Below are 26,272 nucleotides of genomic sequence, written 5' to 3' on the forward strand. Positions count from 1 at the left end.
GGAATGGACGAGTTTTGGTCGCAACTGAGTACGATCAGTCCTATCGACTGGTTTGCGATGCTGACAGGCATCGCTGGTGTCTATTTAAGCATTAAGGAGAAAACGCTAGCTTGGCTGCTCTTCATTCTGTGCTACATCGCATACGTTTACATTAGCTTCCGCGAAAGCTACTTCGCTTTCGGTGGGATGAATGTCATCTTCGTCGCCGTCGCTAGCTACGGCTGGTACCAGTGGACGAAGTCCACCCAAGACAACACGGCCGACGAAGTCCGCATCTCGCACCTACCCGCCAACCGGCGCTGGCTAGTCGCGACATTCATCTGTATCGGCACAATCGGGATCGGCTGGACTCTCGCCCAAACCGGTGAAGCACGCCTCCCCTATTATGACGCGTTCGCCACTTCCTGCGCGCTGGTTGCGCAATGGATGCTTAGTCGCAAACACATTGAGAACTGGATTTTCTGGATCCTCTCCGACCTAGTGTATCTAGTTTTCTTTTTTAATGACCGCATCTGGCCCAGCGTTATACTCTTTGCGGTATTTACCCTACTAGCGGTCAAAGGCTGGCTAACATGGAAGCCTAAACTCACGACCTCAATCATCCAGCCCGACTCACAAAAATGAAACGCATCGTTCTAACCGGAGCCGAATGCACAGGGAAAAGCACACTCACCCAAGCGCTATCCGGCTACTACGGCGAACCTTGGACACCGGAATACGTTCGCGAATACGTTAATCAAATAACTCGGGAACTATCCAGCGAAGATCTTGAACTCATAGCGAAAGGGCAACTCGCCAGCGAAGATGCCAACTTAGGCGCAGCAAAACAATTCATACTCCACGATACAAATCTACTCTCTTCAATTATCTATGCTAACCACTACTTCGGCACAGTCATCGATTGGGTGAATGAAGCCTTTCTTCAACGTGACTACACCCTCTACCTGCTCTGCACACCGCAGGACATCGAATGGCAGAACGACCCCGGCCAGCGCGATAGCCCTGCCGCACGCGAGCAACTACAGGCCAAATTCAAGGAAACATTGGACCAGTTGAAGCTCCCCTACCAGGAACTGAAGGGTGACTCAACCGCACGCTTCAGCGAAGCGATCCAGGTCATCGACGCAGTGCTGAAAACGTAAAGGGAAGCGCGAGACACTACTCCACAGCGGAGCTCACCTTCTTCACGGCCTTTTTCTTAGCCGCTTTCTTGGTAGCCTTTTTCGTTACAGACTTTTTCGCTGCCGCCTTCTTCGTTGCAGATTTCTTAACTGGCTTGCGACTTACTTTTTTAGCCGCCTTTTTGGTTGCAGCCTTTTTGGTTGCAGCCTTTTTGGTTGCCGCCTTTTTGGTTGCCGCCTTTTTCGGCGACGCCTGCTTCACAGCACTTGCCCCCTCGACGGAACCAACTGGAGCCTCTGCTTTGGCAACTGCTTTCTTAGCTACCGTCTTTTTGACTGCCTTTTTCTTAGGCACATCCGGCACTAATTTATTTGTCTCCACAGGCGTTGGCGCCGTCGGCTCAGATGCCGCCACTGGAATCGGAGCAAGAACAGGTGCGGGTGCAGCTTGCGCAGCAACAGAGGACTTCGCCTTCGATTCCGGACGCGTGCGCCCTCGACGCTGTGGCCGCGGATCTGGTTTTGACAAAAATTCCGACTCCGTTTCGATGCGCGCATCCAACAAAGGCTTGGATTCTAAGCGGGAACGACCTCTGCGTGGCGTGCGCTTTGGCTTATCCGCCAACTGACTGTTTGAATGCGAACGCTGCTGAGCATCGCGCTCCACATCACCTGAACGGCTGGAAGCTTTGCCTTGAGCATCATCAGAATCGTTGCGCGAGCTATCAGAGGAATCGTGACGTGCTGCCTGCGGAACATCCACACGCTCACTCGCTTTCGAAGCTCCCGCGGAACCCTGCTGCACGTCCCCCCCCGCTGAATCAGATACATTGCTTTGTGACTCCGATACATTAGAGTCCCGATCACGATTACGGTTACGACCGCCACGGCGACGCCCTCGACGACGTTTATTAGAACCCGACTCCTGTGCCTCACGCTGCTGCTCATGCTCAGAGTCAGACTCTGACTGATTCTCGGCTTGCGCTTGCTGCGCTACATCAGGTCGTGTTGCACGCTCATGCTTCTGCTTCGCCTTACGCTCAGGTCGTGATCGACGCTCCTGCTTAGGCGAAGCGTCATAACGCTCAGGGTGGGCCTCAAAATCCTCAATGGCCGCAGCAATTTTGTCTTCCATCTCATCATCCGTATATGGAATGGTACGCTCGACTTTTTCCTTGGCCTGAGTCGGAATTTTGGGCTGCTCCGGCGGACAATATGCCTGAGGAGGCAGAACAATCTCATGATATGGATCCAATGGCAACGAGACCTCCGGCAACACTTGGTCGGAATGTGCACTCGTACGCGGATGTAACACCAGCTCAGCAGGCACATTCGCAAAATTAGGATCTAACAAGTGCTCAACTGCACGTGCGACATCTTCGAGATCAATATGTGTTTGCTCGCTGCTTTGCACCGTAAGCGCATCGGGCTCGGGGTTCTGGCGTAAAATCAGATTGGTCACACGCAAACCAGCATCGCGCGCGCCATCGAACAGGGCACGATTCATCTCACGCAACCCGCCCTCAAGCAACGCGTTGACCGCACTAGCGGGGGAACCACTCTTGTTGGCAGGAATGACGTTAATCAACTGCCCACGAAAACGTAGCAAGTTAGGAAGCGCCAAACGCGTCAACATAACTGGCCCCAACAGACCAATTTTGAGAATGGCCTCCAAATTACCAACTGGTAATTTCTCAAAGGCAGCTCCAGGCGTGACGTCAATAGCGTGAATCAACAGATCCAGCGATTTTTCGTCCGCTAGAATCTTTGTCATCATCTCAGTCACCGCAGTCAAATTACTGAGATCGACCGGATGGGCGAAAAATTGCGGGTCCGCAAAAGTAACTTTAGAAAAGTTATTTCCGATGCCGTGCACGCGATAACCTTGGTGTACCAAGCGTTGAATAAGGCTGAGCCCGAGTGGGGTCTCGGCGCCAGTGACAATTGCAATGTCCATAAAACTGTAAGAAAGTGGCTCGGCATACGGAGAACACCCGTGCGGGGGTTCATCAAGGACGTGTGCGAGAATAAATGAATGGGTGGGTGAGATGTCGAATCATCGACAGGGGAGAGAGCTAACTGGAAGAAACGTTCTGGCAATTGAAATCGCAGCAGATTTGTTGCGATTTTGTATAATTTCCAGAGCTACGATGCAATTCGGCAAGGAGTCCGCAACTAAGCGATACGACCAAGCTGCGCACGCACGAGCTCAGCAATCTTTTGCATCGAAGCCACTGGAGGTAGTTCCGCAAAGGCCGCGACCGCATCGGTGGCGTATGATAATTGCTCCTCAAAGGCATCCACCACTTCATCAAAGACTGGGAAATCATGCAGACGGGCAGTAAAATCAGCCGCTACAGTTTTGTCGCCCGCTTTAAAGCGGGCGAGCAATGCTTCTCGCTCATCGCTTGGCAATTTCTCCAACAGCAACAACAGCGGTAATGTGAATTTGCCCTTGTCCAAATCAGTCCCAAGTGTCTTACCAATCATCGACTCGTCGGCATACAAGTCCACCAGGTCGTCAAAAATTTGATAGGCAATGCCCAGGTGTCGCCCAAAACGACCCGCCGCTTCGCTAAACTCGACCGAATATCCAGCTACCTTTGCACCCAGGCGACAGGCGACCTCAAAGAGCTCAGCTGTCTTAAGTTGAATCACACGAAAATAAAACTCGCGACTGTAATTCACTTCACCGCGCTGATAAGTCTGTGCGATCTCGCCTGCACAGACCCGCGATGTCGCAGACGCAACGGAACGACAAATCTCATTGGTATCAAACTCCGCAGCTAGTTTCAATGCATGCGAGAAAAGCACATCCCCAATCAATACCGCCGCCGCAGGCCCAAACCGCTTCGCCGCTGTTTCCTGACGATGACGCGTGTCGGCTTCATCGAGAATATCGTCGTGCACTAAGGTCGCCAAATGCACCAACTCAATCACTGAGCCAAGTTTGATTAGATCTTGCGCACGCGTCTGCCCCGGGCCTTCCCAGCCACTGTAAGCGACCAGCATCGGCCGCAGCCGCTTGCCACTATGACCAAACACATAGCGCACGTGCTCCTGAACCTCAGGCTCAAGCTCACCGACCTGCGATTGCAAAAAAGCATCAAGATCATCGAGATAGGGCTTCACCGGGGCATAGACCTCGGCAAAACCGGCGGCAGCTACTTTGTCGGCTTCGGACTGTGAAGGTGTTGTCATTTCCTCAATATACAAATCGGAAGTGGCTACAGTGCAAAGTTAAAGCTCAATCCCTACACCGAATTCCCTGACATCTAAAAAAACGCGCCTCCCCCAGGGGAGACGCGTCATCTATAAACGTAACGATTGAGATGGCTACACTAGGAAGCATCGGCTTCACCTGTAGCAGGTGAAGCTCCCTCCGACGGCTCGACGGACTCTTCCTGATCTAAAGCTTCCACCGACTCCGAACCGGGCACTGTAACCGCCTCAGTCGGCTCAACATGTATTGTATTATCCTCTGAATCAGAAAGTGCCTCCCCATCGGACTCAGCAACATCCACCGCCTCAGGCTCGAGCTCTTTTACTAATTTTTCGGCAAGCATCTGCTCTCCAAAACGAGAACCGAGATAGGAACTCACTTCAAATATAGCGTCATGATCAGAAACCTGAATCAGCCACATCTCCCCTTCTTTCGATTCGAAAAATTGATAACTGCGTGAACGACCATCTGTCAGCTGGAGCGTAATTTGATTCGCCGCCTCCTCACTCTTTGCAAGTTCGGTCAAATCACCTCGGGCATAAGCACGAGTATAACTGAGCCCCAACAAACGATCGAGGTCACGCTTGAAATTCTCTACTTCAAACTGCTCTCCATCCGCGAGGTCTGCAGCCACCCAAGCAACCTCTGACTCTGGCTCCGCATCGGTGGATTCAGCCGCCCCAGCACTCGCGGCATCAGATCCTGAAGCCTCTACTGTATCCTTAATGACGGTCAAATCTCCAATCTGCACAGACTGCACAACGCCAGGGTTCAGCTTTAGCAAACTCTTGTCTTGCCATTGCCCAAGGTCGACCGGCAGATCATAGCCTCCCAGCGCAACAGCATACACATCTCTGGCACCACCAACTCGCACGTGAGAACGCCGCGCTCCCGCGCCACTCCCCAGCATCAGCTCGACCACTGGTTTACCATCTGAGAAAAGCTGCACTTGCCGCTCGCAGGTGGCTTCCGTTAACTTAAAACGCTTGAGCGCCGCTTCTGTCTGCGCGATCACGAGACCGTGCTCCAGCCCCTTAAGTCGTTCCAACAAACGATCCACGCGGTCGACTTCCACAGGAAAGTCTTCCGCAGTAACCCAACCATCATCGCCACGTAACAACTCAACCTGCTGAGTCGAGTCACTCAGCACGATCCGATCAACTTGTTCACGATTGAATTCAAGTAGTGCCTGCATACCAGAGTGCCCCAGCAAGCCCTTTGATTGAAAGCTAGTGAATACAACTAAGACTGCCTGCAGGACGAGCAATCCGCCGAGTAGAATTATCTTCTTATTCATATAGTTTATACCTCCGCTAAAATTTCTTGATAGTAAGCAGCGCGCTTACGTCGGCACAGATAACGGACCAGCCACACCAGCCCAAGCCCTCCAATTGCAAGACCGTAATTTGAGAGCTCCATCTGGCGCATCGCTTTCTCATCCATAGGCTCCAGTGTGCGCGCTAGCTGCGAACGCCCGCGTATCGCAAGCAAACCGGCATCGTCAAGTGACCAGTCAACGATATTCTGCATAAACTCCAAGGGCGCAGTGTATTGCACTCCCATCGACTGAGAAGTCAATCCGAGCGCCGAGTCCTCAGCAAAACTATTACTACCGATCACCACCAACCGCGCGGAATCAGAAGAACTTTGAATTACGGAGCCGACCACCAAAGGTGTTTCTACCTCTTCGTCGTCAGCCGAATCGGCATCTCCATCCTCGGGAGCTTGCTCATCCTCAGTGGACTCTGGTAATAGCGGTGAATCCTTCCCCTTGAAATAAGAATCGAAATTTCCCTTCAAGGCCACTGCAACTGTATGCGGTGTGCGCGCGACTCCAGGCACAAAGCCTGTGCGTGGATACATAGTGTAATCCGGCATCACATCCACCTCCGCCGAACTCCAACTATCAGCAGATGAACGCACGAGCTTCGACACCTCCCGTTCGGCATTCAGATCTGAATCAATTCGAATCGGCGAGACCCAGTTCATCGTCAACTGTCCAAGAGCAGCCGTCACAGGATGTGCCGCATCCAAACCCTCTCTACGAACATCTGGAAAATGTGGATACGGCATCATCACAATTTCGTTAACCGATACAGGTCCGACTCTCCGCGGTACAGGAATTGCCAATGAAGCATTTTGCGAATCCAAGACTAGACTCTTATCCACTTTAACTCCCATGTGCTCGAGCCATTCGTCCAAGCCGGAATTCGACTCCACCGCAGTCAAGGAACGGGCGATCGACACATCGAAGGCAGAAGTTGCCATCACCACAGATCCACCCTGCATCAGGAACTGATCGATCGCAAATAACTCACTCTCTGAAAGATTCTGAGGAGCCAAAACCATCAATAAATCGACATCGACGCCAACATATCCTTCGCTCAGATCAACATCCACCACACGTGCGTTAGCCTCCAATGTACTGCGCAATTGATTAAACTCTTTGCCCGCTGGAGGCTGCATCATATAGGGATTCATCGCGTTCGCTGCAGGTGCTTCCGGCACCACCAAACCGATAGTTTTCAAATAGCCCGGCGACAAGCGACGGATCGCTGACTCGATCGATTGACTCAACTGTGTCTGCGAAAACTCTGCTGGCAACGGCACCTGCACCGAAGCGTCCCCACTTTCCAACATCATATAAAACCAGAACGGCTGCATATCAAAGAGACCCGCAACCTGAGGCACAAAGCCATACTCCTGATTTAACTGCTGACCTAATTGCCCCCCATCGGCATCCGGATCCAGCAATTCATAGCTCAAATTACCTCCCGACGTCTCGACCAGCTCCTTCAAGGTGCTCTCCAACGAACTGCGCAGTGCTGCCAGTTCCGCAGGTAATTTCGCAGCAGGCGAAACATAGCCTGTAAATTGAACAGCTTGAGGCAGTTCTGCAAAGGCATCGCTGCCCGAACGATAACCTTCGATTACCTTGCGGATCGCACGTGTGATCGCGTATTCAGGATTCTTTAACAATACCTCTGGCTCCCCAGCCCCCGAAGACTTCACCTCAATCAAATCATCGAAAGACAATGACTCATGCTGGTCCCCATAAGCCACCAATAAATCAAAATACGAGTTGACCACACCTGCCTCGTAACGGCTCGCCATACGAAAAGGCACTGGCCGAATGCCGTATTTATCAGCAGCCTCCTCTTCGATACTTTGGTCGCTATGCGGATCAACAAACTCAACCCGCACTCTTTCGCCCCCGGCGACTTGATACTCCTCTAGCAAATCCTTTAATTGTGGCACTAAAGGCTCCAACAATGGATGGCTCTTTTGTGAAAAATATCCACGAATGAGCAAAGGCTCACTCACTTGCTGTAAGTACGAATCCGTAGCCTCAGAAAGCGAATACACATTTCCCTCAGTTAAGTCGATGCGCGCGAAACGCACTTGGTGCAACCAAACGTTGGCAAACAGCAAATTCGCCACAGTCAATGCAGACACTGCCATCCATTGTAGGTGCCGGCGCTGCATCGGGTTACCCGCCCAGCGCAGACGTTCCAAGCTAAAGAGATTTAAACTCAAAAACATTCCGACAATCGACAAATAGTAATAAATGTCGCGCAAATCGAGCACACCACGCGTAATCGAATCAAAACGTGAACCACTCCCGATCAACTCTAAGATCCCACTCACACGGTGACTGAAGAGCGTCGTCAACATACTCGACCCAACCAAATAAAACGCCCCAGCAGTGAACACAGTCAGAATCAAAGCGACAATTGGGTTATCCGTACGACTGCTCATATACAGACCAATAGCCACATACGCTGCTGCTAGAAAAAGAGAAGCCACATAACCACCCACTACCGGGCCCCAATCAAGCGGACCACTCAGTGCCACAGTCAATGGCAATGGCAATGTCAAGGCAAGCGCGAGTCCCACCAGAGCAAGATTCGCCGCAAACTTCCCCATCACCAATTGCAAAGAGCCCACTGGACTCGTTAACAAGGTCTCAATCGTTCCCGAACGCCGCTCCTCTGACCAGGTTCGCATACTGAGAGTCCCCACAAGAAAAACCAGTAGCACCGGCATCCATTGGAACAGCGGCTTCACATCGGCGATATTACGCGCAAAAAAAGCCTCTCCCCAGAAAAAGATAAACAAGGTCACCACTAAGAATGCCCCCATAAACAACCAAGCCGCTGGCGAAGCAAAAAAACTATTAAACTCCTTACGAAAGATTTTACAAAAATGATTCATACTAGACTCCTTCCTTTAAACAGAGACAGGCTCACCGCGATTCACTTCGGCGAAGACAGTTTCAAGATTCCGAGTTTCAGGGTGCAGACGGTATAGCTGGTCGCCTGCCTCGGCAACGGCAGTCACCACCCTTGGCGCTGTATCCCCGGACGCGTCGAGCAGATAAGAAGACAGATCGTCTATCGTCTCGACCTGCTGCACCGCAGAAACACCCGCCACACGCCTCAAGTAATCCGCAGCGTTCACATTGTTCACCGTTACCCGCAACTGACGCCCGGCTTGCAGATCTTCCATCCGCGAATCAACCACCAGCTGTCCTTGTCGCATTATCAGCACCCGTTCGCAAACAGCCTGAACTTCCTGCAAAATATGCGTCGAAATAATCACGGTCGCCGATTTAGCCAGATCGCGAATCAATTCACGCATCTGAAAAATCTGCGTAGGGTCTAAACCGTTTGTCGGTTCATCTAAAATAATAATATCCGGCTTATGCAAAATCGCCTGAGCTACGCCGACACGTTGACGGTAACCGCGCGACAGCGTTTGAATCGATGCAGTCGCTTTTTCTCGCAGAGCAGTACGGCGAATCGCTTCCGCGACCCTAGCCCGTATATCCCTTACCTCAACACCTTGTAAGTTCGCTTGATATTCAAGATAATCAATGACTGACATTTCCGGCCAGACTGGGCAATTTTCTGGCAAATAACCGATCCGCGCCTGAATTGCACGGGTATCGCGGCCGACCAGCAAGTCATCCACCCGGATCTCGCCACACGTTGGCTCCAAGTAGCCAGTAATCATTTTCATGATGGTTGTCTTGCCTGCACCATTGTGCCCTAGCAATCCAACCACCTCGCCTTGTTTGATCTCAAAGCTGACCTGATTGACCGCCTTAAAATCGCCATATTCTCGAGACAGGGAACTAATCTGTATCATGACATTTGCTATATTCGTTTATTTCCAGAGGGGTTACTGAATAAACGCAATGCACACGTCATACCGTCGGCTGAAGTGACGACACTATGGCGCAAACACTACGTTGAAAAATTGAGCGAAAAATTAGTCCCGCGCTCAAAAAATCAGTTCCACAAAAAAATAACAAAAAACATAGCCAACACAACAGCACAGGAAACCAAGGTCTCGCCCCGATAATCCGCAGGTTTAAGCTATAGCCACTCGTCCAAAACCGCGACAAATCCCTTACGGTTTTCCACATGCACATTATGTCCCGCGTCTAGCACAATCTCTTCACGCAGATACGGAAACCAATGCAGCATTTCATTCGCATCATCGTCATCGATAAAATCTGAATTGGCTCCACGCACTAAGAGCACAGGACCTTCATAATGATCCGTTTCCAATAAAGAGTTTTGCCGAATATGTGGCAGGCTGGAGTGTAAGGCCTCAAGGTTCACCTGCCAACGAAAAGTGCCGCTCGCCTCATCACGCACCAAGTTCGTCAATAGGAATTGCCGCAGCGCCCAATCCGGCACCATTGGCTCCAAGAGTTCTTCCGCTTCCTTACGATTAGCCAATTCAGCCACCGGAATACGTTTCATCGCGCGAAACTCATTATCATGATAGGGAGGATAGGGCTTCGCGGCGATATCCACGATCACCAAACGCTCCACCACTTCCGGGCGCTCACAGGCGTAGCGCATGGCCACCTTGCCCCCGAGGCTGTGCCCCATCAATTCAATCGACTCAAGCTCATGTAAGTCCAAATAGGCCTGAAGATCCTCACACATTTCCGACCAGCGCATCGCATCCGAATGAGGCGAGCTGCCGTGGTTACGCAGATCCAGCACATGCACATCAAAACGATCCTGCAGCGTCCGCCCAATCGTCGACCAATTACGCGAAGAGCCCAAAAGCCCATGCAAGACCACCAAAACCGGCGCCCCCGGATTCTTAAAACGAAGAGAATGTAGTGCCACTGCCATGCACAAACTCTCTACCAAAATCCCCCCATTGTCACTCATTTTGATCACATGATATTGACCTGTCCCTTATATTGAAGCTTGCTAAGTGGCGCTTGGATACTAGATTGAAAGATATGCGAACGAAACGGATTCTCTCGGCTTCAGATGGTATCTACCACTGCATGTCACGGACGGTGAATGGGGCGGCGCTGTTTAAGGAGCGTGAAATGGAAATGTTTCGTCAGATGCTGCATCGTGTGGCGGATTTCTCGGGGCTCGAAGTGCTGACTTACTGCATGATGAACAACCACTTCCATGTGCTGGTGCGTGTGCCTGAGGCGAGCTCAGTCAGCGACACGGAGCTGATCCGCCGTTATCGAATGCTCTACCCTAAACCGACTGTCAATCAAGCGGCCTCGGCTGAACGGATCGCACAGGAACTGAAATCGAATGGCCCAGATGCAGCTACGATCCGCGCTCAGTTACTGGCACGTATGGGGGACATCTCGGCGTTTATGAAAACTCTGAAACAACGCTTTTCGACTTGGTTTAATAAGACGCATCAGCGCTTCGGCCCCTTGTGGTCAGATCGCTTCAAGAGCGTCTTGGTCGAAGGCAAGGGGAATGCCTTGCAAACGATGGCTGCCTATATCGATTTGAACCCGGTGCGGGCGGGCTTGGTCAATGACCCGAAGGATTACCGTTTTTGTGGTTACGCGGAAGCGGTGAGTGGTCAAAAGAAGGCGGTGGCAGCGCTTAAATTTATAACTGCGGGCCTTTACGAATGCTCAGATACTGATGCATTACAATCTTACCGCTGTATGCTATTCGGCAAAGGCGGCGCACCTAAGGCGGGGGCTTCACAGTTTAACCGCGCGCAGGCGATTCATGTGCTGGAAGAGGAAGCGGGTAAGCTCCCCCCTCACATACTACTCAGATGCCGCATACGATACTTTTCTGAGGGCGCGGTTTTGGGCTCACGCGAGTTTATCAATTCTCACTTGGAAAAATGGCAGCATTCAACTCGACAAAGGCACCGCTCCAAACCGCGTCAGATCCAATCACAAGCAAGCGAGCCACTGGTGGTGCTCAAAGGGCTGCGTGGGCCGGGCTATTTATAGCCGATGTGGCTATGACTCGCTCTTGTCATGGAAAAATTGGGATCTGTATTGATCTGCATGACTGAATCTCTTGTATCGCCCCTCTCATGGCTTCCGAACAACCAAAGAAACTCACCCCAATGATGCAGCAGTGGCACGAAATGCGTGCCAAGCTAGCTGATGATACTCTCCTCATGTTCCGTCTGGGAGATTTCTACGAGATCTTTAAGCAAGATGCTGAATGGGGCGCAAAATTGCTCGGCATCACCCTGACCCATCGCCATGGCATGCCGATGGCGGGCATCCCGTTTCACGCGGCGGACGGCTACATTCAAAAGCTGCTGGACCAGGGGATCAAAATCGCCATCTGCGATCAGGTGGAAACCCCGCAACCGGGCAAGCTGGTCAAGCGCGAGCTGACGCGTATTATCACTCCGGGCACGCGCCTGGCCGACACTCAGATCGATGCGCAACGCAATCACTTTCTGCTGGCGCTCTCGCTGGGCAAGAAAGCGCTTAACGCCTCTTGGCTAGACCTGACAACTGGGGAATTTTTCCTCGCCTCCGAGGTGAAGCCGGAAAATCTCTTTGCCGCATTCGAGAGCTTAGATCCCCGCGAGATCATTGTCCCCGAAAACGCCGCCGAAAGCTGGACGCTGCCACATACCGATCAACGCTTTCGCGAGCTCTACACTCATATCGGTGATGGCCGTGCGATCAGCCCGATTCCCGACTACCACTTCGACGAAGCGGCGGGCGCTCAGTCGGTGATGGAAGCGCTGGGAGTCATGAACCTGGAAGGCTTTGGCATTGGCCAAGATCACCCCGCTCTCGGCGCAGCCGGAGCCTTGATTCACTACGCCACCGAAACACTCTGCGCGAAACCCGAGAATCTGCGTAAGCTACAAGAATACAGTAGCGAGCGCACGCTGCTCCTCGATCCTGCGACCCTGCGTAATTTAGAAATTTTCAAATCAGCCGCCAGCACCCGCCACGGCTCACTACTGGCAGCGATGGATGGCTGTGTGACCGCCCCCGGCGCGCGCCTATTAGAGCGCTGGCTGTGCGCGCCAGAACTGGATCTGACAGAAATCACCCGCCGACAAAATTGCGTTGGAGAATTTGTCACCGCACCGGGACTTGCGACTGAATTACAAAATCTACTCAAAGGCGTGCGCGACATTGAGCGCATCTTGAGCCGCCTACAAAACCGCATGCGCAACCCGCGCGAGCTCGGCGGCGTGCGTGACACCCTGGCGGCCCTGCCCGCAATCGCGACCACCTTGTTGGAATTCCCTGACACGCCCGTAGCGGCCATCGCTGAGCGTATTAACGACTTCGGCAGCCTCTCAGCCACCCTCGACCGCGGCTTAGCGGAGGAATTGCCCAGCAACATCGCCGACGGCGGCACCATCCGTGACGGCTATGATGAATCACTCGATCACACTCGCAGCCTCACCCGCGACAGCCAGAAGTGGCTGGCCGAATTCGAGCAAGCCGAGCAAGCACGCACAGGCATTAAAAACCTGCGCATCCGCTACAACGGTGCCTTTGGCTACTTCATCGAAGTGACCAAGAGCAACATCGCTCTGGTGCCCGAAGACTACGTGCGCAAGCAGACGATGAAAAACGCGGAGCGCTACACCACCGACGTGCTCAAGGAGCGCGAACGTGAAATCTTACACGCCGCAGAAAAGGCCATCGCCCGCGAGGAAGCACTCTTCAACGGCCTGATCGAAGCCATTCTCGAGCACGCCGACGCACTCAAAGAAACCGCAGCCGCGATGGCGGAGATCGACGTCTTTATCGGCTGGAGCACCCTCGCCCGCGAGTGGGATTACTGCAAACCAAAGCTCGACCAGTCGGACAAACTACTCATCGATCAAGGTCGGCACCCCGTCGTCGAGCAAATGATGCGCGAACAGCGCCTCGGTCTCGCCGGCACCCATGCCTTCGTACCCAACGACTGCCGCCTCTCCAGCTCTGCCAGCTCCGAAGACGCGCCACAGATCGCCCTCATCACCGGCCCCAACATGGCGGGTAAGTCGACCTACATCCGCCAAGTCGCCCTCATCGTGCTGATGGCCCAGTCCGGCGCCTGGGTACCCGCCCGCAGTTGCGAGCTCGGCGTGGTCGACCGCATCTTCTCCCGCGTCGGCGCCAGCGACGAACTCGCCCGCGGCAACTCCACCTTCATGGTCGAGATGAACGAGACCGCCAACATCCTCAACAACGCTACGCCCCGCAGCCTCGTCATCCTCGACGAGATCGGCCGCGGCACCAGCACCTACGACGGCCTCTCCATCGCTTGGGCGGTGATCGAACACCTGCACCCCAAAGAGACAGGCGCCCGCACCCTCTTCGCCACCCACTACCACGAGCTCACCCAGCTGGCCAAGACCCTCGCTCGGGTGGAGAACTATTCCGTCGCCGTCAAGGAATGGAACGACGACATCGTCTTCGTGCGCCAAGTAATCAAAGGCGCCGCCGACCGTTCGTATGGTATTCAAGTCGCCAGACTCGCCGGCCTGCCGACGACAGTCATCGACCGCGCCAAAACCATTCTGGAACGCCTCGAAGCCGACGACTCCTCCCACAACCTCCTGCGCAAGCGCATGAAAAAGGAAAAGTCCGGCAGCGACACCAGCGAGGAAGATCAGCAACTAGCCTTGTTTTAGAAACGTAAAGAACGTAATATTAAAAGCCATAGCTTACACTCTACGCTTATATCAAAATTGAATAAGCTAGAGCGCTTTATCCAACCGCAATGAAACCATCCTAGCTGAGACACAAAAGCAGATATACAAAGAAGAGACGCCCATCCCACCATCATCGAACAAACGATTGGCTAAAACGTATCGCACTATGGAACAAGACGACCTGCCACTCTTCAACCACTCCGTCGAGGAGGCGTCTCAATCCGCGAACAAAGAGCCAATGAACCAACGCCGCAGCTTCGGCAAATATATCGTCTATGTCGATGAAAGTGGTGACCATGGAATGGTGTCGATCGATAAGGATTATCCGATCTTTGTCCTCGCATTCTGCATTTTTCACAAGGGGCACTATGGTGAAAAGGTCGTCCCTGCGCTCGAAGCTTTGAAATTCAAGTATTTCGGCCACGACCAAATCGTGCTCCACGAGCATGAAATACGTAAAGAGAAAGGAGCCTTCACCATATTCCCGAACCGCGCAGCCAAAAAAGACTTTCTCAACGATCTCACCAAAATTGTCGAAGACAGTAACTTCATCCTCGCAAGCTGTGTAATCGAGAAGCTCCGACTGAGCAAAACAACTGATAATCCTGATAACCTCTACCACATCGCCTTGATGCACTGCGTGCTCAGTCTTTACGATTTCTTAGTCGAAAAGGATGAACACAACAAGCTGACACACATCGTAGTCGAGCAGCGCGGCAAGAAGGAAGATAAAGAACTCGAGTTAGAATTTCGCAGGATCTGCGACGGGCAGAACCCCCTCGGCATTCAACTACCCTTTGAAATTTTATTCTCGGACAAAAAGGCAATGTCTTCCGGCCTGCAGTTGGCCGATCTTGTCGCGCGCCCCGTCGGCTTACATGTATTACGCTCCGACCAGCCCAACCGTGCCTTTGATGCACTCACTGAGAAATTTTACTGCGAAGGCGGTCGCCCGAAAGTGGGTAAAGGCTATGACGGCTGGGGTCTAAAGATCGTGCCCCCCGTAAAAAGCGAAGGGCCTCGGTGAACTCACCGAAACCCATACGCCGACCGGGAACTCCCAATCCATTTATCAAGTTAAAGAAACACCCCCTTCAGAGATAGCAATCGAAATAGTTTCTAAAATCCAGCCGCAGATACCTCGAAGCCGACGACTCTTCCCACAACCTCCTGCGCAAGCGCATGCGAAAGGAAAAGTCCGGCAGCGACACCAGCGAGGAAGATCAGCAACTGGCCTTGTTTTAGAGCACAGCCAGGCACACTGAGCTCACAATTCTAGTTATTTTTCATAAATTTCACACAACAGACACTTAATCGACACTGGCATCTATTTATTAATTGACACTAATATCTATTTATAAAGTATGGGGCCCATGTTTGGGCTTTCTCAAGGTGTCGGATATGCAGTTAAAGCGATGGCCTGTCTCTCAGAAGACGGGGAAGCCCACTTTGTACGCGAAGTCGCGGAATGCGCGCAGGTGCCGCCCGCCTATTTGACCAAAGTCTTCAAAAAACTGGTCGATGCGGGGATCCTGACTTCGAAGCGCGGCTGGGCCGGAGGCACACGGCTGGCTTGCGCCCCCAAGGACATCACATTGCTAGCCATCGTGGAGGCAATCGACGGCAAGGACTGGAATCGGGGCTGCTTGCTGGGACAAGAATTTTGCAGCGACGAGCGCGCCTGCCCCACCCACGAATTCTGGAAAGTCGAGCGTCAGGCGATCGCGGAAAAGCTGCGCCACATCACGCTGGCCAGCTGTATCGAGTTCGAACGCAAGCGCGGCACGCTCGGTAGCTGCAAGTGCGCGCCAACTGGCAAAGCGTCGCCCCCACCGTCTTGAGTTGCCGCCCCAAGCTGGCGCAGCCTCCCCCAAAAACTCCGCTTAAATTCAATAACCAAGGACACCCCCATGCATTCGGAAATTGTTTACAATATTCAACACGGCCCGATTTGGGACTGGAAAGTCGCCATGGACCTCTTCCTGGGCGGCGCCGGAGTCGGCGCGCTGCTGTTCAGCATTTCGCTCGACGAATTTTTCGAGGGTAAATACCAGCGCATCTGTCGCACGGCTGCGTGGTTGTCTCCGATCCTGATCGGACTGGGGCTGCTGCTGATCATGTTAAAGATGGGCCGGCCCTTCAGCGCCTACCACACCTATTTGAACGTCAACCTCACTTCGCCCCTCTGGTGGGGCGGCATCTTCCAGCCCATGCTGGTGGGCGGCGGACTGGTCTACTCCTGGCTGTGGTGGAAGGATGCGCAACACATCGGCCTGCGCCGTTTACTGGGCCGGATCTTAATTCCGCTGACCTTTATCGTCGGCGCTTACCACGGGCTCTTACTGGCGGTGCTCGGCTCACATCCGCTTTGGAATACAGGGCCCACCGTCATTGCGGCCTTGCTCGCCTTTGCCACCAGCGGGATCGCTACGGTGATGCTGGTGCACTTCGCACTCATGAAACTTGCCGGCCGTCTCGACGATGAGGCGCATGTCGCCAGCTTTTTGGACGACCTCAAGGCCGTGCGCAACACACTTGGCGGTCTGCTGGCGGCGCAGCTCGGCGTGCTCTTCTTTTGGTGGCTGAGCCTCTACACCGGCAGCTTGCAGGATCAGCAAGCGCTCAGGGCTGCCAACGAATCCCACGGACCGATGTTCTGGGGGCTCGGCATCGGGCTGGGGCTAATACTGCCGATCGCCTTTGGCTTATACAGCATGCTGCGCGGCGAGTCCAAGCACCGCCGCACCCAGATCTACAGCATCACAGTGAGTAGTCTACTCATCGTGGTGGGCGCCTTCTTCTTCCGCCTCGCCCTCATTCTCGGCGGGCAATCCCCCGTGCCAGTCAACCTCACCTTCTAATCAGCGTTGCCATGATTTCAAACACTGACACCCCTCCCAGCTCAGCTGCCCCAGACGCCACAGCCCAAACAGGGCCCCATGGCTACAGTCGCCGCAGCTTCTTGAAAACACTCGGCGCTGGCACCGTGCTGGCAAGCTTTGCAGGCACGCCCCTATTGCGCAATTTCGCCCAAGCGGCCACCACCGGCGCGAGTATCGAAAGCCTGCGCGCCAATGCCGGACGCTGGATCGCCTCCACCTGTCAGGGCTGCACGTCCTGGTGCCCAGTGCAATTGCGCGTAATCGGCAACCACGTCGTCGACGTGCGCGGCAACCCACACAGTAAGGCCAACCACGGCAAAATCTGCCCGCGTCCGCACCTCGCCATCCAGCAGATGTACGACCCGGACCGCATCAAGATGCCGATGAAGCGCACCAACCCGAAAAAGGGCCGCGGCGAAGACCCGGGCTTTGTGCCGATTTCCTGGGACGAAGCGATCGGCACCATCGCCGACAAAATGATGGAGCTGCGCGCCAACGACGAGACCCACAAATACCTCTTCATGCGCGGTCGCTACAGCTATCTGCGCGACATCATCTACTCCGCCATGCCCAAGGTCTTCGGCTCGCCCAATGGCATCAGCCACTCCGCCATCTGCGCCGAAGCCGAGAAATTTGGCCCCTACTACACCGAGGGCTTTTGGGACTACCGCGACTACGATTTGGAAAACACCCGCTACGTGCTCTGTTGGGGCGCGGACCCGCTGGCCTCCAACCGCCAGGTGCCGCACGCCATCAACGTATGGAGCAAAGTGCGCGAGCAAGCCGGCATCGCAGTCATCGACCCACGGCTCTCCGCCACCGCCGCCAAGGCCGACCACTGGTTACCCATCATCCCCGGTGAAGATGGCGCCCTGGCCGTCGCGATCGCACACGTCATTCTCAGCTCAGGTCTCTGGAGCCGGGAATTTGTCGGCGATTTCAAGGATCAACAAAACCGCTTCACCCCCGGCGAAAGCGTCGATGAGACCCTCTTCAACGAAGTCCACACCCACGGCGTAGTGAAATGGTGGAACCTCGAACTCAAAGACCGCACCCCCGAGTGGGCCTCCGAGCGCACCGGCCTGCCCGCCGAGCAGATCCGCAAGGTGGCCATCGAGTTTGCCACCGCCGCACCGCGCGCCATCAGCTGGCTCTCTCCCGGCGCTGCCATGCAAGCACGCGGCGGCTATAGCGCCATGGCCGCCCACGCGCTCAACGGCCTGGTCGGCTCAGTCGACCACCTCGGCGGCACCCTGCAAAAGACCAAGGTCGTGGCCGAGGACATCCCCGACTTCAGCGACTACATCGACGAACTCGCCGCCAAAAACGGCAAGCAAAAGAAGATCGACCAACGCGGTCGCCTCGAATTCCCCGCACTCAAGAGCGGTAAAAGCGGAGGTGGCGTCGTCACCAACAACACCGCCGACGCCATTCTCAACGAAGACCCCTACGATATCAAAGTCGCCATCGCCTGCTGGTCGAATTTCGCCTTTTCCTGCTCTGGCAGCGACCGCTGGGAGCGCGCACTGACCAAGATCCCCTTCTTCGCCCACATCACCACCAACGCCTCCGAAACCACCCAGTTCGCCGATATCGTGCTGCCCGCCGCCCACCAGATCGCAGAGAAGTGGAGCTTCTTGAAAAACAAGCAGAACCTCCACGGCTACAGCAGCCTGACCGAGCCCGCCGTCAAGCCCATCTGGGACGTGCGCCAAGACGAGACCGAAATCCCCTGGATGCTGGCAGAGGCCCTCGCCGAGCGCGGCTTTGATAACCTCCACCGCTACTACAAAAACGAGTTTGCCGACCCCGAAACGGGCAAAAAGCCCAGCAACGGCTCCGAATTTGCCCTCGCCGCGGTCAAAATGCTCACCCGCCCCTGCTGGGATTCAAGCCACGCCGACCACGGCAAATACGGCGACGCCCTCCAAGGTTGGGACGAGTTTGCAGAAAAAGGCGTCTGGAACTCCAAGCGCTACCAGACCCAGGAAAAATGGGGCCATTTCAAGACCGCCACCGGCAAATTCGAATTCTACAGCGAAACCCTGAAAAAGGCACTCGAAGGCCACGCCGAGAAAAACGGCACCAACGTAGACGCCGTCATGGCCGCCACCAACTACCTCGCCCGCGGCGAACAAGCCTTCTATCCACACTTCGAGCCCGCGCTACGCCACGGCGACGCCGAGCAATTCCCCTTCATCTTTTTCGAACACCGCAGCCGCCTCAACCGCGAGGGCCGCTCGGCCAATTGCACCTGGTATCAGGAGCATAAAAACGCCGACCCCGGTGACGAAAACTGGGACGATGTGCTCAAGATGAACCCCGTCGATGCCGCCCGCCTCGGCCTTAAAAACAAAGACAGCGTGCGCGTCACCTCGCCCAGCGGCGCGATCACCGTCCACCTCAAACTCTGGGAGGGCGTGCGCCCCGGCACCGTGGCCAAGTGCTACGGTCAGGGCCACTGGGCCTACGGCCGCGTCGCCGCCGCCGACTTCAAGCACCACCAGCCCCTCGGCGGCAACAACAACGAACTACTGCCCGCCGAATACGAACGCCTCAGCGGATCCACCGCCCGCCACGGCGGCACCACCCGCGTGCAAGTCACCAAAATCGCCTAACCCGGAGAACCCTAGCCATGCCGCGAAAAAAACAATACTCCATGGTCATCGACCTCGACCGCTGCGTCGGTTGCACCGCCTGCGACATCTCCTGCAAGCGTGAAAACAACACGCCCGAAGGCTTCGCCTGGTCCAACCACATCATAGAGACCAAAGGCCGCTTCCCCAACACCAGCTTCCGCTACATCCCCACGCTCTGCAACCACTGCACCAACGCGCCCTGCGTCAAAAACTGCCCCACCACCGCCATGCACAAGGATGCGAACGGGCTCACCAAGCACGACGCCAACAAGTGCATCGGTTGCCGCGCCTGCCAGACCGCTTGCCCCTACGGTGTCATCTACTTCAACAAAAAGCTACCGCACAAACGCCTGCGCCACGATACCCAGCCCGCCATCGCCGGCTGCACCTCCACCGGCGTCGAAGTCGCCGAAAAAGTCGGCGCCCCCATCGGCACCTACAACGCCGGCCGCGCCCAGACCTATCCCGGCATCCGCCCGCAAGGCATCGTCGAGAAATGCACCTTCTGCGACCACCGCCTCGCCCGCGGCGAAATGCCCGCCTGCGTCGGAGCCTGCCCCGCCGACGCCCGCATCTTCGGCGACCGCAACGACCCCCAGAGCCCAGTCGCCAAACTCCTCACCAAGCACGCACCCAAAGTGCTCCAGCCCGAAAAAGGCACTCAGCCCAATGTCCTCTACATCAATGAATACCACTAACCAGGCCTGGTCCGACACTTCGAGCAACATCGCACTGCTGCTCGCGCGCGGCTTCGCCTCGCCCAAGGACTTCAGCCCCGAAGACCCGGAGCTACTGCGCGCCCTCGACCTCAGCACCCAGCCCCAGCTCGCGCCCGCCCGCGACACATGGCTGACCGCTTGGCAAAGCGCGCTCAACAGCCCCGAGGCCACACTACTCGCCTACAGCAAACTCTTCCTCGGCCCCTTCCAGATCCAGGCCAGCCCCTACGCCTCCCACTACCTCGACCCCGCCAAGCGCCTCATGGGCGAGACCAGCATGTGGGTGGCCGAAGCCTACGCCACCGCCGGCCTCGTGCCCCCGGCCGACCGTCACTGCGACGCCCCCGACCACCTCTGCCTCGAGTGCGAGTTCCTCTACTACCTCGGCTATCAGCTCAGTCAAAGCCGGCAAAACAAGGCTGGCGACAGCGAGCAATGGGAAGCCCGCATCGACGACTTTCTGCAAAACCACTTCCTGCGCTGGGCCCCCCAATGCGCTAAATCCATACTCGACGCCGACACTTCAGCCTATCACCGAGCCGCCGCAGCCTTCCTGCAACAATGGCTCCAAAGCATCCGCTAAATCACTGTTATGAAAAAGACACGATCTCTCCGCCTCCCCAGCGCCTCCACCCTGATCATCGCAGCGCTCACCGTCGCCGCCGGACTGCCCGGCACACAAGCGGCCAACAGCAGCCAAGCCACCGCCACGGGCACCACTCAACAAAAATCCAGCAACTGGTTCGCCTGGCTCGCCGACAATCCGGGCAGCCTATACAAAAACCCGGAAAACCCATTACTACAGGAACTCAAGCTCATGGGCCGCGTCCACTACGAGCTCGGCTACGTCGACGGCAGCGACACCAACAACGACGACTTCAGCGAAGGCCACGACGAATACCGCCGCGTCCGCATCGGCACCCAAGGCAAATTCCTGCAATACTTCGGCTTCAAATACCAGATCAACCTCGTCAGCGACGCCCGCAATACCGCCAGCGGCGGCGATCTCGACTGGGGCTACGACAGCATCGACGAAGCCTACCTCAGCTTCGACCTCGCCAAAGCACTCGACAGCCAGCGCTTCGACCGCCTCAAGCTGCACTACGGACGCCAGAAATTCGTCTTCAGCCAAGAAGGCCACCTCTCCTCCAACAAAATGCCCACCATCGAGCGCGCCGCTCTCTCCAACAAAGTCTACGACAGCGGTCGCCCCACCGGCCTCAAAGTCGATGGCGCAGCAGGCGACTGGAGCTTCCAAGCCGCCCTCTACAGCAGCAGCACCGATGGCGACGACAACGCCGAGTTCAACGGCTGGCAAGACGATCTACTCTACTACGCTCACCTCGCCAAGCAAATCGACCCACAACTCAAAATCGGCCTCGACCTCAGCTATAACAACGCCGACGCCAGCAGCGAAGACTCCGTGCTCAGTTACCGCTGGGCCAGCTCACTCCACGCCACCTACGACGCCGACATCTGGGGCATCGCCGGCGACCTCATCTACGGCGACAACGGAGGCTCCGACATGACCACCGACAGCGAGCGCCAAGGCAGCTTCGGCGGCATCGTGCTCACCCCCTACCGCTGGATCGTCAAAGACAAATTACAAGCCGTCGCCCAATACCAATACGCCCGCGCCGAAGAGTCCGAAGGCATCCGCATCAACAGCCGCTACGGCCGCGCCGCCGGCACCGGCAGCACCCCCCTGGCCGACGTCAACAGCGGCCGAGGCGACGAGCATCACTCCATCTACACCGGCCTCAACTATCTCCTACTCGGCCACCAAGCCAAAATCCAGGCCGGCGTCGAATACCAAACCATGGACACCCCCAGCGGCGACTTCGAAACCCTCACCTGGCTCTTCACCTTCCGCACTTATTTTTAACCTAAAAAAATGAATCGAACCGTTAATTACGTGAATTTTCGTTAATTAGAACGGCATAAACCACTGTTGCTTATACGCTTAATAAATCAGAGGTATTTTATTAATTCCAATATTAATTCGCCAATTTGGCGACAGTCCATATTGACGCAAATTAATGTAAATTAACGGTTTATAATTTACGCCAATGTTAAAATAAGCTACTCGACTTAAAGAAGAAAGACCGTGGTCGCATGATCGCGCTGACAGGGGCACGAAAAAGCTTATATCGCGATCGAGTGCAAAATGCACCGATCACACCACTCGGCACAAAGCCAGACATTTTAAAGACCTTTCAGAGATACTAGACAAACCTCTGCTACTGAACCTTGTCGTGAGCAAAGATACAGAAATCCAACAATTGAGCGAAGCGGGCGTGCCGACCTACAACATTTCCGCGATTCAGCTGTTTTCGTAGCGGGCAAGGGCACAAAACGAAGGAACAGGCACTTATAAAACCTCGGAAGGTAAACGCAACGCCTCATGCCCGACCAACTTGCCGGACCAACTCCTGTCTGGCTTCGAATGAGATCTATGTCGATACGTAGCCTATACGCGTTTGCGTTTGCGTTTGCGTTCGAACAACACAGACATATCGCGGCTCCAAGATCCTATATCGCAATATACGGACGAAACGAAGTGTAGATGACGTAGCAATGACCCGTTTTTGGTTCCTAGAAGGTCGCTGCCGCAGTTTTAGGCAGCATCCAGGATTTCACGATTATAAGAATAACGGAACGTCCCCTTTTTGTGCCCTCATAATCATATCACAATAGCTCCCGATACAATTAACAAACTGACAGCTCTATAAACAAACCGCCGATTGCTGTCGCTACTCTTGACTTCTACTTGTCCGACGTACTTCATACACAACTGCATGGGGAACTTGATAAAACGTTACAAACTAAACGAGAGCGAGCGCGACTTACTATTTATCCAGCCAATTGACACTGGAGGGGATGGAGGCTGGCAAGGCTTACTAATCAAGCTACAATTACAGTTTAACACACAAAATATGCATATTGAGCTCGATGATAACGACTTAGAACGAATCCAAAGATACGCCTTCGACTATGGTAATGGTGGATGGGAAACACGCCTTACAGGTATATTTGGAAGGCATTTAGGCCAAGAACTAGGCAGATAAGACTGCACATCTAACTCAAACTTATGGCGCAGAAAAAAATCAGCCTGTCAGCATATGGCATTCATATCAGAGAAACGAAAAACGGCAAAAAAGGCGAATTTGTAGATCTTACCAACTTCGGAGGTAACGATTTCTTTGATGCTTTAAGCACATATACAGACGTAGCCGACACGACTTTTACTGACATTGTAGAAATGAGTAAGGTGCTGAGCTTTACCAAACAAGAGCTGATGATTAAGTCTGAATTGATTTCAGGAATAATTTCATCAGGTGACTACGGATACGAAGCTGATATTTATGATACCGTAAAAAAAGAGAAAACGCATACAAAAACGGTCAAAGAAGCTGAGGTCGTGCCTTTCTATTATTTGGCCTATGTGCCTAAGAATCAACAATCTGGAATCCTAATCTTACAGCGATTTGGAACATTTGGGATAACATCTGTCTTTAGACGTTGGATTAACGCCATATTCGAAAAAGAATTTCCAGACTACTCCTTCAGTATTTATCCACTAGTCCCACAAAATTATGCAAAGCAGCTATTCAACGAGAACAACTTACTCAAAATCACTCTAAGAAAAAACTATTTACCTACTGACCTTTCCGATGCAATTGGCTCAAAATTTCTACCAAGTTCAGGCACGAAAGTAGATTATACAATATCCGCCAAAGAGGACATAAAAGACTTACGCCTCAAAATAGCCCGTAAGATAAAGAGCTTAAATAGCGCTAGTTACATCGCGGATTTCTCGGAAATCGTAGACCAGACAAAAATCGACTACGACGAAGTCATTGTGACAATGGATCTAGGTGGCGCAAAAAGGAAAGTAAACCTAGGCAAGCTTGACTGCCTTCACCCATCACTAGACATCACCGAAGAAGTTGATAAGAAAGCTAGTGGCCATCCATCCTACAATTCGATCCATGGCCTTGCCAAATCCTATTGCAATAAACTAAAGCCCAGCCTCTGCATATAAGCGCAACCCACGCGCGCAACATGGTTACCAAAATAAACATCTGGGACATACTCAAAGGGCATTTCTGTACCCTACGTAATGCGCAGAACAAAAAAATAATGACAACAGATGTCATATTGTTTTTTGTTATTCCCGCAATTACGGCTGCCGTGTTCTTTTTTTGGAAAACGACTTTCAGTTCAGATGTTACAAATGCTTTAATTGCGATCTTCTCAATCTTTTCTGGCTTACTCTTAAACCTACTAGTCCTATTAATTGGAATAATATCGAAAGTTCGATCCGAGTATGAAAGTGCCAACGGAAGGGCTGCTGAATCAGAAACAGATGCGTGCGCCTCAGAATCGCAAATCAAACGACTCAAAGAAAAGCTAAATCTTCTTGAAGAAACGTATTTCAACCTATCGTACGCGGTTATAATAAGCATCGCTACAATTGTTGTATTGCTACTATGCTACACCAGTGAATACAGAATTGTTATAACGACAAACGCGGCAGCTATCTATCTCACGACCAATTTCATTTTAACATTACTGATGATTTTGAAGAGAATCCACAAAATACTGTCCGTAGAATTCCTAAACTAAGCATCTGAGCACTAAACGCGCTCTGGCTATTCATATTGAAAGGGATTTAAAAACGGGGTCAGTTGCTTCGCCACCTACGCTGACGCTCCGTCATTACATTTGTGATCGCTGCTGGGACTGCAGAAAATCGCTAATGCAAAAATAGGGCGCAGAAACGGGTCATTCCGGAATAGAACGCCAAAACGGGTCATTCCGGAACGCCAAAACGCGTCATTGCTCCGCCATCTACACTTCGTTTCGTCCGTATATTTCGATATACGTCAAAGCATCAAAACGGGCACAAACAGAAACAGGCACTTACAGAAAACCGCCTTGTTCTAATTCGCCTCGACCTCGCGCCCCAAGAATCAAGTTTCATCGCCATGGACTTCGCAAAAGTCATTCAAGAGGTCACGATCAACTCAAGACACGGTATGGCACGACTAACTGAAACAGACCGGAAAGCTTTGTTAGAGTCCCCCGCCTGGACGGAACCCGATGCGATGCGCAGCCCACGTATTGTCGAGCCAACGCCCGAAGGCCGGGCACGCTATGTTCGTTGGGCAAGCGAGGCGTCCAAGTTCTTCAAGGGCAGCAAACCGGTTCGATTCGTAGGCGAGCACTGAAAGCTATAGGCTTTAAAATCGGGAATTCAAAATAGGGTCAGTTGCTCCGCCATCTACGCTGACGCTCCGTCATTACCTTTGTGGCCTCTTCTTGGGACAGCAGGAGCGAAAAACGCTCAACGATCTGACCAGAAATAAGGCTTACGACGAAGATCGGCGACTGCTTTAATACGGATTTCATCTTCGAGCACTTCGTAAACCAGAGCAAAGGTCCTAAACCGCTTCAATGGCATGCGACGCTCACCTTTATAAAAGACACGCATCACCAGAGGGTCACGTTACTCAAAAGCATCCATTGAAGACTCGCTCACGAGTTCGACCTCGCCGCTTTCAATCTGCGCATTACGACGATCGAGTTCAGCTTCCCAATCCGGATGGATCCCATCGACAGCCTGTTCTTCGACCCACAAAGCATGGATAACGGACGCGGCCACTTGCTGCTTTTCGGCAGACAGACCACTAAGCTCTCCTACGATCTCTTTGAGTATGGTTGTCATATCTGATGGGGGAAGATATGA

The 26,272-nt window shown here is 53.6% G+C and carries 22 protein-coding genes; 14 read left to right on the forward strand and 8 right to left on the reverse strand.

What is annotated here, in order from left to right:
• Positions 1 to 3 precede the first annotated feature (3 nt).
• Together pnuC and QEH59_RS08525 are read left to right on the forward strand one after the other, a co-directional pair.
• Positions 4 to 624, forward strand: coding sequence for a nicotinamide riboside transporter PnuC (gene pnuC / locus QEH59_RS08520; RefSeq protein ID WP_308984946.1), 621 nt, complete (start codon positions 4 to 6; stop codon positions 622 to 624).
• Entirely contained in the window at positions 621 to 1,142 is a 522-nt protein-coding gene (locus QEH59_RS08525) for an AAA family ATPase (RefSeq protein WP_308984947.1), read from the forward strand. Before pnuC ends, QEH59_RS08525 begins: the two co-directional genes overlap by 4 nt.
• A 16-nt stretch (positions 1,143 to 1,158) precedes the next feature.
• Here QEH59_RS08525 and QEH59_RS08530 read toward each other — a convergent pair whose 3' ends face one another.
• From QEH59_RS08530 to QEH59_RS08555, 6 genes are all read right to left on the reverse strand, one after another.
• Positions 1,159 to 3,078: an SDR family oxidoreductase gene (locus QEH59_RS08530; protein ID WP_308984948.1), complete on the reverse strand. Its 1,920-nt coding sequence runs from the start codon at positions 3,076 to 3,078 to the stop codon at positions 1,159 to 1,161.
• A 218-nt stretch (positions 3,079 to 3,296) separates the two neighbouring features.
• Positions 3,297 to 4,322, reverse strand: a complete 1,026-nt coding sequence (locus QEH59_RS08535) for a polyprenyl synthetase family protein (RefSeq protein ID WP_308984949.1) — start codon at positions 4,320 to 4,322, stop codon at positions 3,297 to 3,299.
• A 140-nt stretch (positions 4,323 to 4,462) separates the two neighbouring features.
• Positions 4,463 to 5,641 (reverse strand): DUF4340 domain-containing protein, encoded by a 1,179-nt coding sequence (locus QEH59_RS08540; protein WP_308984950.1) that lies wholly within the window; start codon positions 5,639 to 5,641, stop codon positions 4,463 to 4,465.
• Positions 5,642 to 5,646: 5 nt separating this feature from the next.
• Positions 5,647 to 8,559 (reverse strand): Gldg family protein, encoded by a 2,913-nt coding sequence (locus tag QEH59_RS08545; RefSeq protein WP_308984951.1) that lies wholly within the window; start codon positions 8,557 to 8,559, stop codon positions 5,647 to 5,649.
• A gap of 15 nt (positions 8,560 to 8,574) precedes the next feature.
• Positions 8,575 to 9,495, reverse strand: coding sequence for an ABC transporter ATP-binding protein (locus QEH59_RS08550; protein WP_308984952.1), 921 nt, complete (start codon positions 9,493 to 9,495; stop codon positions 8,575 to 8,577).
• Positions 9,496 to 9,725: 230 nt separating this feature from the next.
• Positions 9,726 to 10,502, reverse strand: coding sequence for an alpha/beta fold hydrolase (locus QEH59_RS08555; RefSeq protein ID WP_308984953.1), 777 nt, complete (start codon positions 10,500 to 10,502; stop codon positions 9,726 to 9,728).
• A gap of 113 nt (positions 10,503 to 10,615) precedes the next feature.
• Between QEH59_RS08555 and QEH59_RS08560 the strand changes: the two genes are divergently transcribed.
• From QEH59_RS08560 to QEH59_RS08615, 12 genes are all read left to right on the forward strand, one after another.
• Complete coding sequence (locus tag QEH59_RS08560) at positions 10,616 to 11,602, forward strand: transposase (protein WP_308984954.1); 987 nt, start codon at positions 10,616 to 10,618, stop codon at positions 11,600 to 11,602.
• An 86-nt stretch (positions 11,603 to 11,688) separates the two neighbouring features.
• Positions 11,689 to 14,259: a DNA mismatch repair protein MutS gene (gene mutS / locus QEH59_RS08565; protein ID WP_308984955.1), complete on the forward strand. Its 2,571-nt coding sequence runs from the start codon at positions 11,689 to 11,691 to the stop codon at positions 14,257 to 14,259.
• 187 nt (positions 14,260 to 14,446) lie between these two features.
• Positions 14,447 to 15,307 (forward strand): DUF3800 domain-containing protein, encoded by an 861-nt coding sequence (locus QEH59_RS08570; protein ID WP_308984956.1) that lies wholly within the window; start codon positions 14,447 to 14,449, stop codon positions 15,305 to 15,307.
• A 346-nt stretch (positions 15,308 to 15,653) separates the two neighbouring features.
• Complete coding sequence (locus QEH59_RS08575; RefSeq protein WP_308984957.1) at positions 15,654 to 16,121, forward strand: RrF2 family transcriptional regulator; 468 nt, start codon at positions 15,654 to 15,656, stop codon at positions 16,119 to 16,121.
• Positions 16,122 to 16,190: 69 nt separating this feature from the next.
• On the forward strand, positions 16,191 to 17,141 hold the full coding sequence (gene nrfD / locus QEH59_RS08580; RefSeq protein ID WP_308984958.1) for an NrfD/PsrC family molybdoenzyme membrane anchor subunit: 951 nt from the start codon (positions 16,191 to 16,193) through the stop codon (positions 17,139 to 17,141).
• Positions 17,142 to 17,152: 11 nt separating this feature from the next.
• On the forward strand, positions 17,153 to 19,780 hold the full coding sequence (locus QEH59_RS08585; protein ID WP_425609237.1) for a molybdopterin-dependent oxidoreductase: 2,628 nt from the start codon (positions 17,153 to 17,155) through the stop codon (positions 19,778 to 19,780).
• A gap of 17 nt (positions 19,781 to 19,797) precedes the next feature.
• Positions 19,798 to 20,499 (forward strand): 4Fe-4S dicluster domain-containing protein, encoded by a 702-nt coding sequence (locus QEH59_RS08590; protein WP_308984960.1) that lies wholly within the window; start codon positions 19,798 to 19,800, stop codon positions 20,497 to 20,499.
• Positions 20,486 to 21,103, forward strand: coding sequence for a TorD/DmsD family molecular chaperone (locus QEH59_RS08595; protein ID WP_308984961.1), 618 nt, complete (start codon positions 20,486 to 20,488; stop codon positions 21,101 to 21,103). The genes QEH59_RS08590 and QEH59_RS08595 overlap by 14 nt, the downstream gene beginning before the upstream one ends.
• A 9-nt stretch (positions 21,104 to 21,112) precedes the next feature.
• Positions 21,113 to 22,405, forward strand: coding sequence for a porin (locus QEH59_RS08600; protein WP_308984962.1), 1,293 nt, complete (start codon positions 21,113 to 21,115; stop codon positions 22,403 to 22,405).
• 922 nt (positions 22,406 to 23,327) lie between these two features.
• Positions 23,328 to 23,588 carry a hypothetical protein gene (locus QEH59_RS08605; protein ID WP_308984963.1) on the forward strand — a complete coding sequence of 87 codons (261 nt, stop codon included), beginning with the start codon at positions 23,328 to 23,330 and terminating at the stop codon, positions 23,586 to 23,588.
• A 23-nt stretch (positions 23,589 to 23,611) separates the two neighbouring features.
• Complete coding sequence (locus QEH59_RS08610; protein ID WP_308984964.1) at positions 23,612 to 24,565, forward strand: hypothetical protein; 954 nt, start codon at positions 23,612 to 23,614, stop codon at positions 24,563 to 24,565.
• Positions 24,566 to 25,511: 946 nt separating this feature from the next.
• The gene (locus QEH59_RS08615; RefSeq protein WP_308984965.1) at positions 25,512 to 25,754 is read left to right on the forward strand and encodes a hypothetical protein; all 243 of its coding nucleotides are present in this window, start codon (positions 25,512 to 25,514) and stop codon (positions 25,752 to 25,754) included.
• Positions 25,755 to 25,870: 116 nt separating this feature from the next.
• Here the strand turns inward: QEH59_RS08615 and QEH59_RS08620 are convergent, their stop codons facing one another.
• Both QEH59_RS08620 and QEH59_RS08625 read right to left on the reverse strand, forming a co-directional pair.
• Complete coding sequence (locus QEH59_RS08620) at positions 25,871 to 26,017, reverse strand: hypothetical protein (RefSeq protein ID WP_308984966.1); 147 nt, start codon at positions 26,015 to 26,017, stop codon at positions 25,871 to 25,873.
• A 15-nt stretch (positions 26,018 to 26,032) separates the two neighbouring features.
• A complete protein-coding gene (locus tag QEH59_RS08625; protein WP_308984967.1) occupies positions 26,033 to 26,251 on the reverse strand; it encodes an addiction module protein in 219 nt (72 codons plus the stop codon).
• Positions 26,252 to 26,272 lie beyond the last annotated feature (21 nt).

This window comes from Thalassobacterium sedimentorum (assembly GCF_031127905.1).
GTDB lineage: Bacteria > Verrucomicrobiota > Verrucomicrobiia > Opitutales > Coraliomargaritaceae > Thalassobacterium > Thalassobacterium sedimentorum.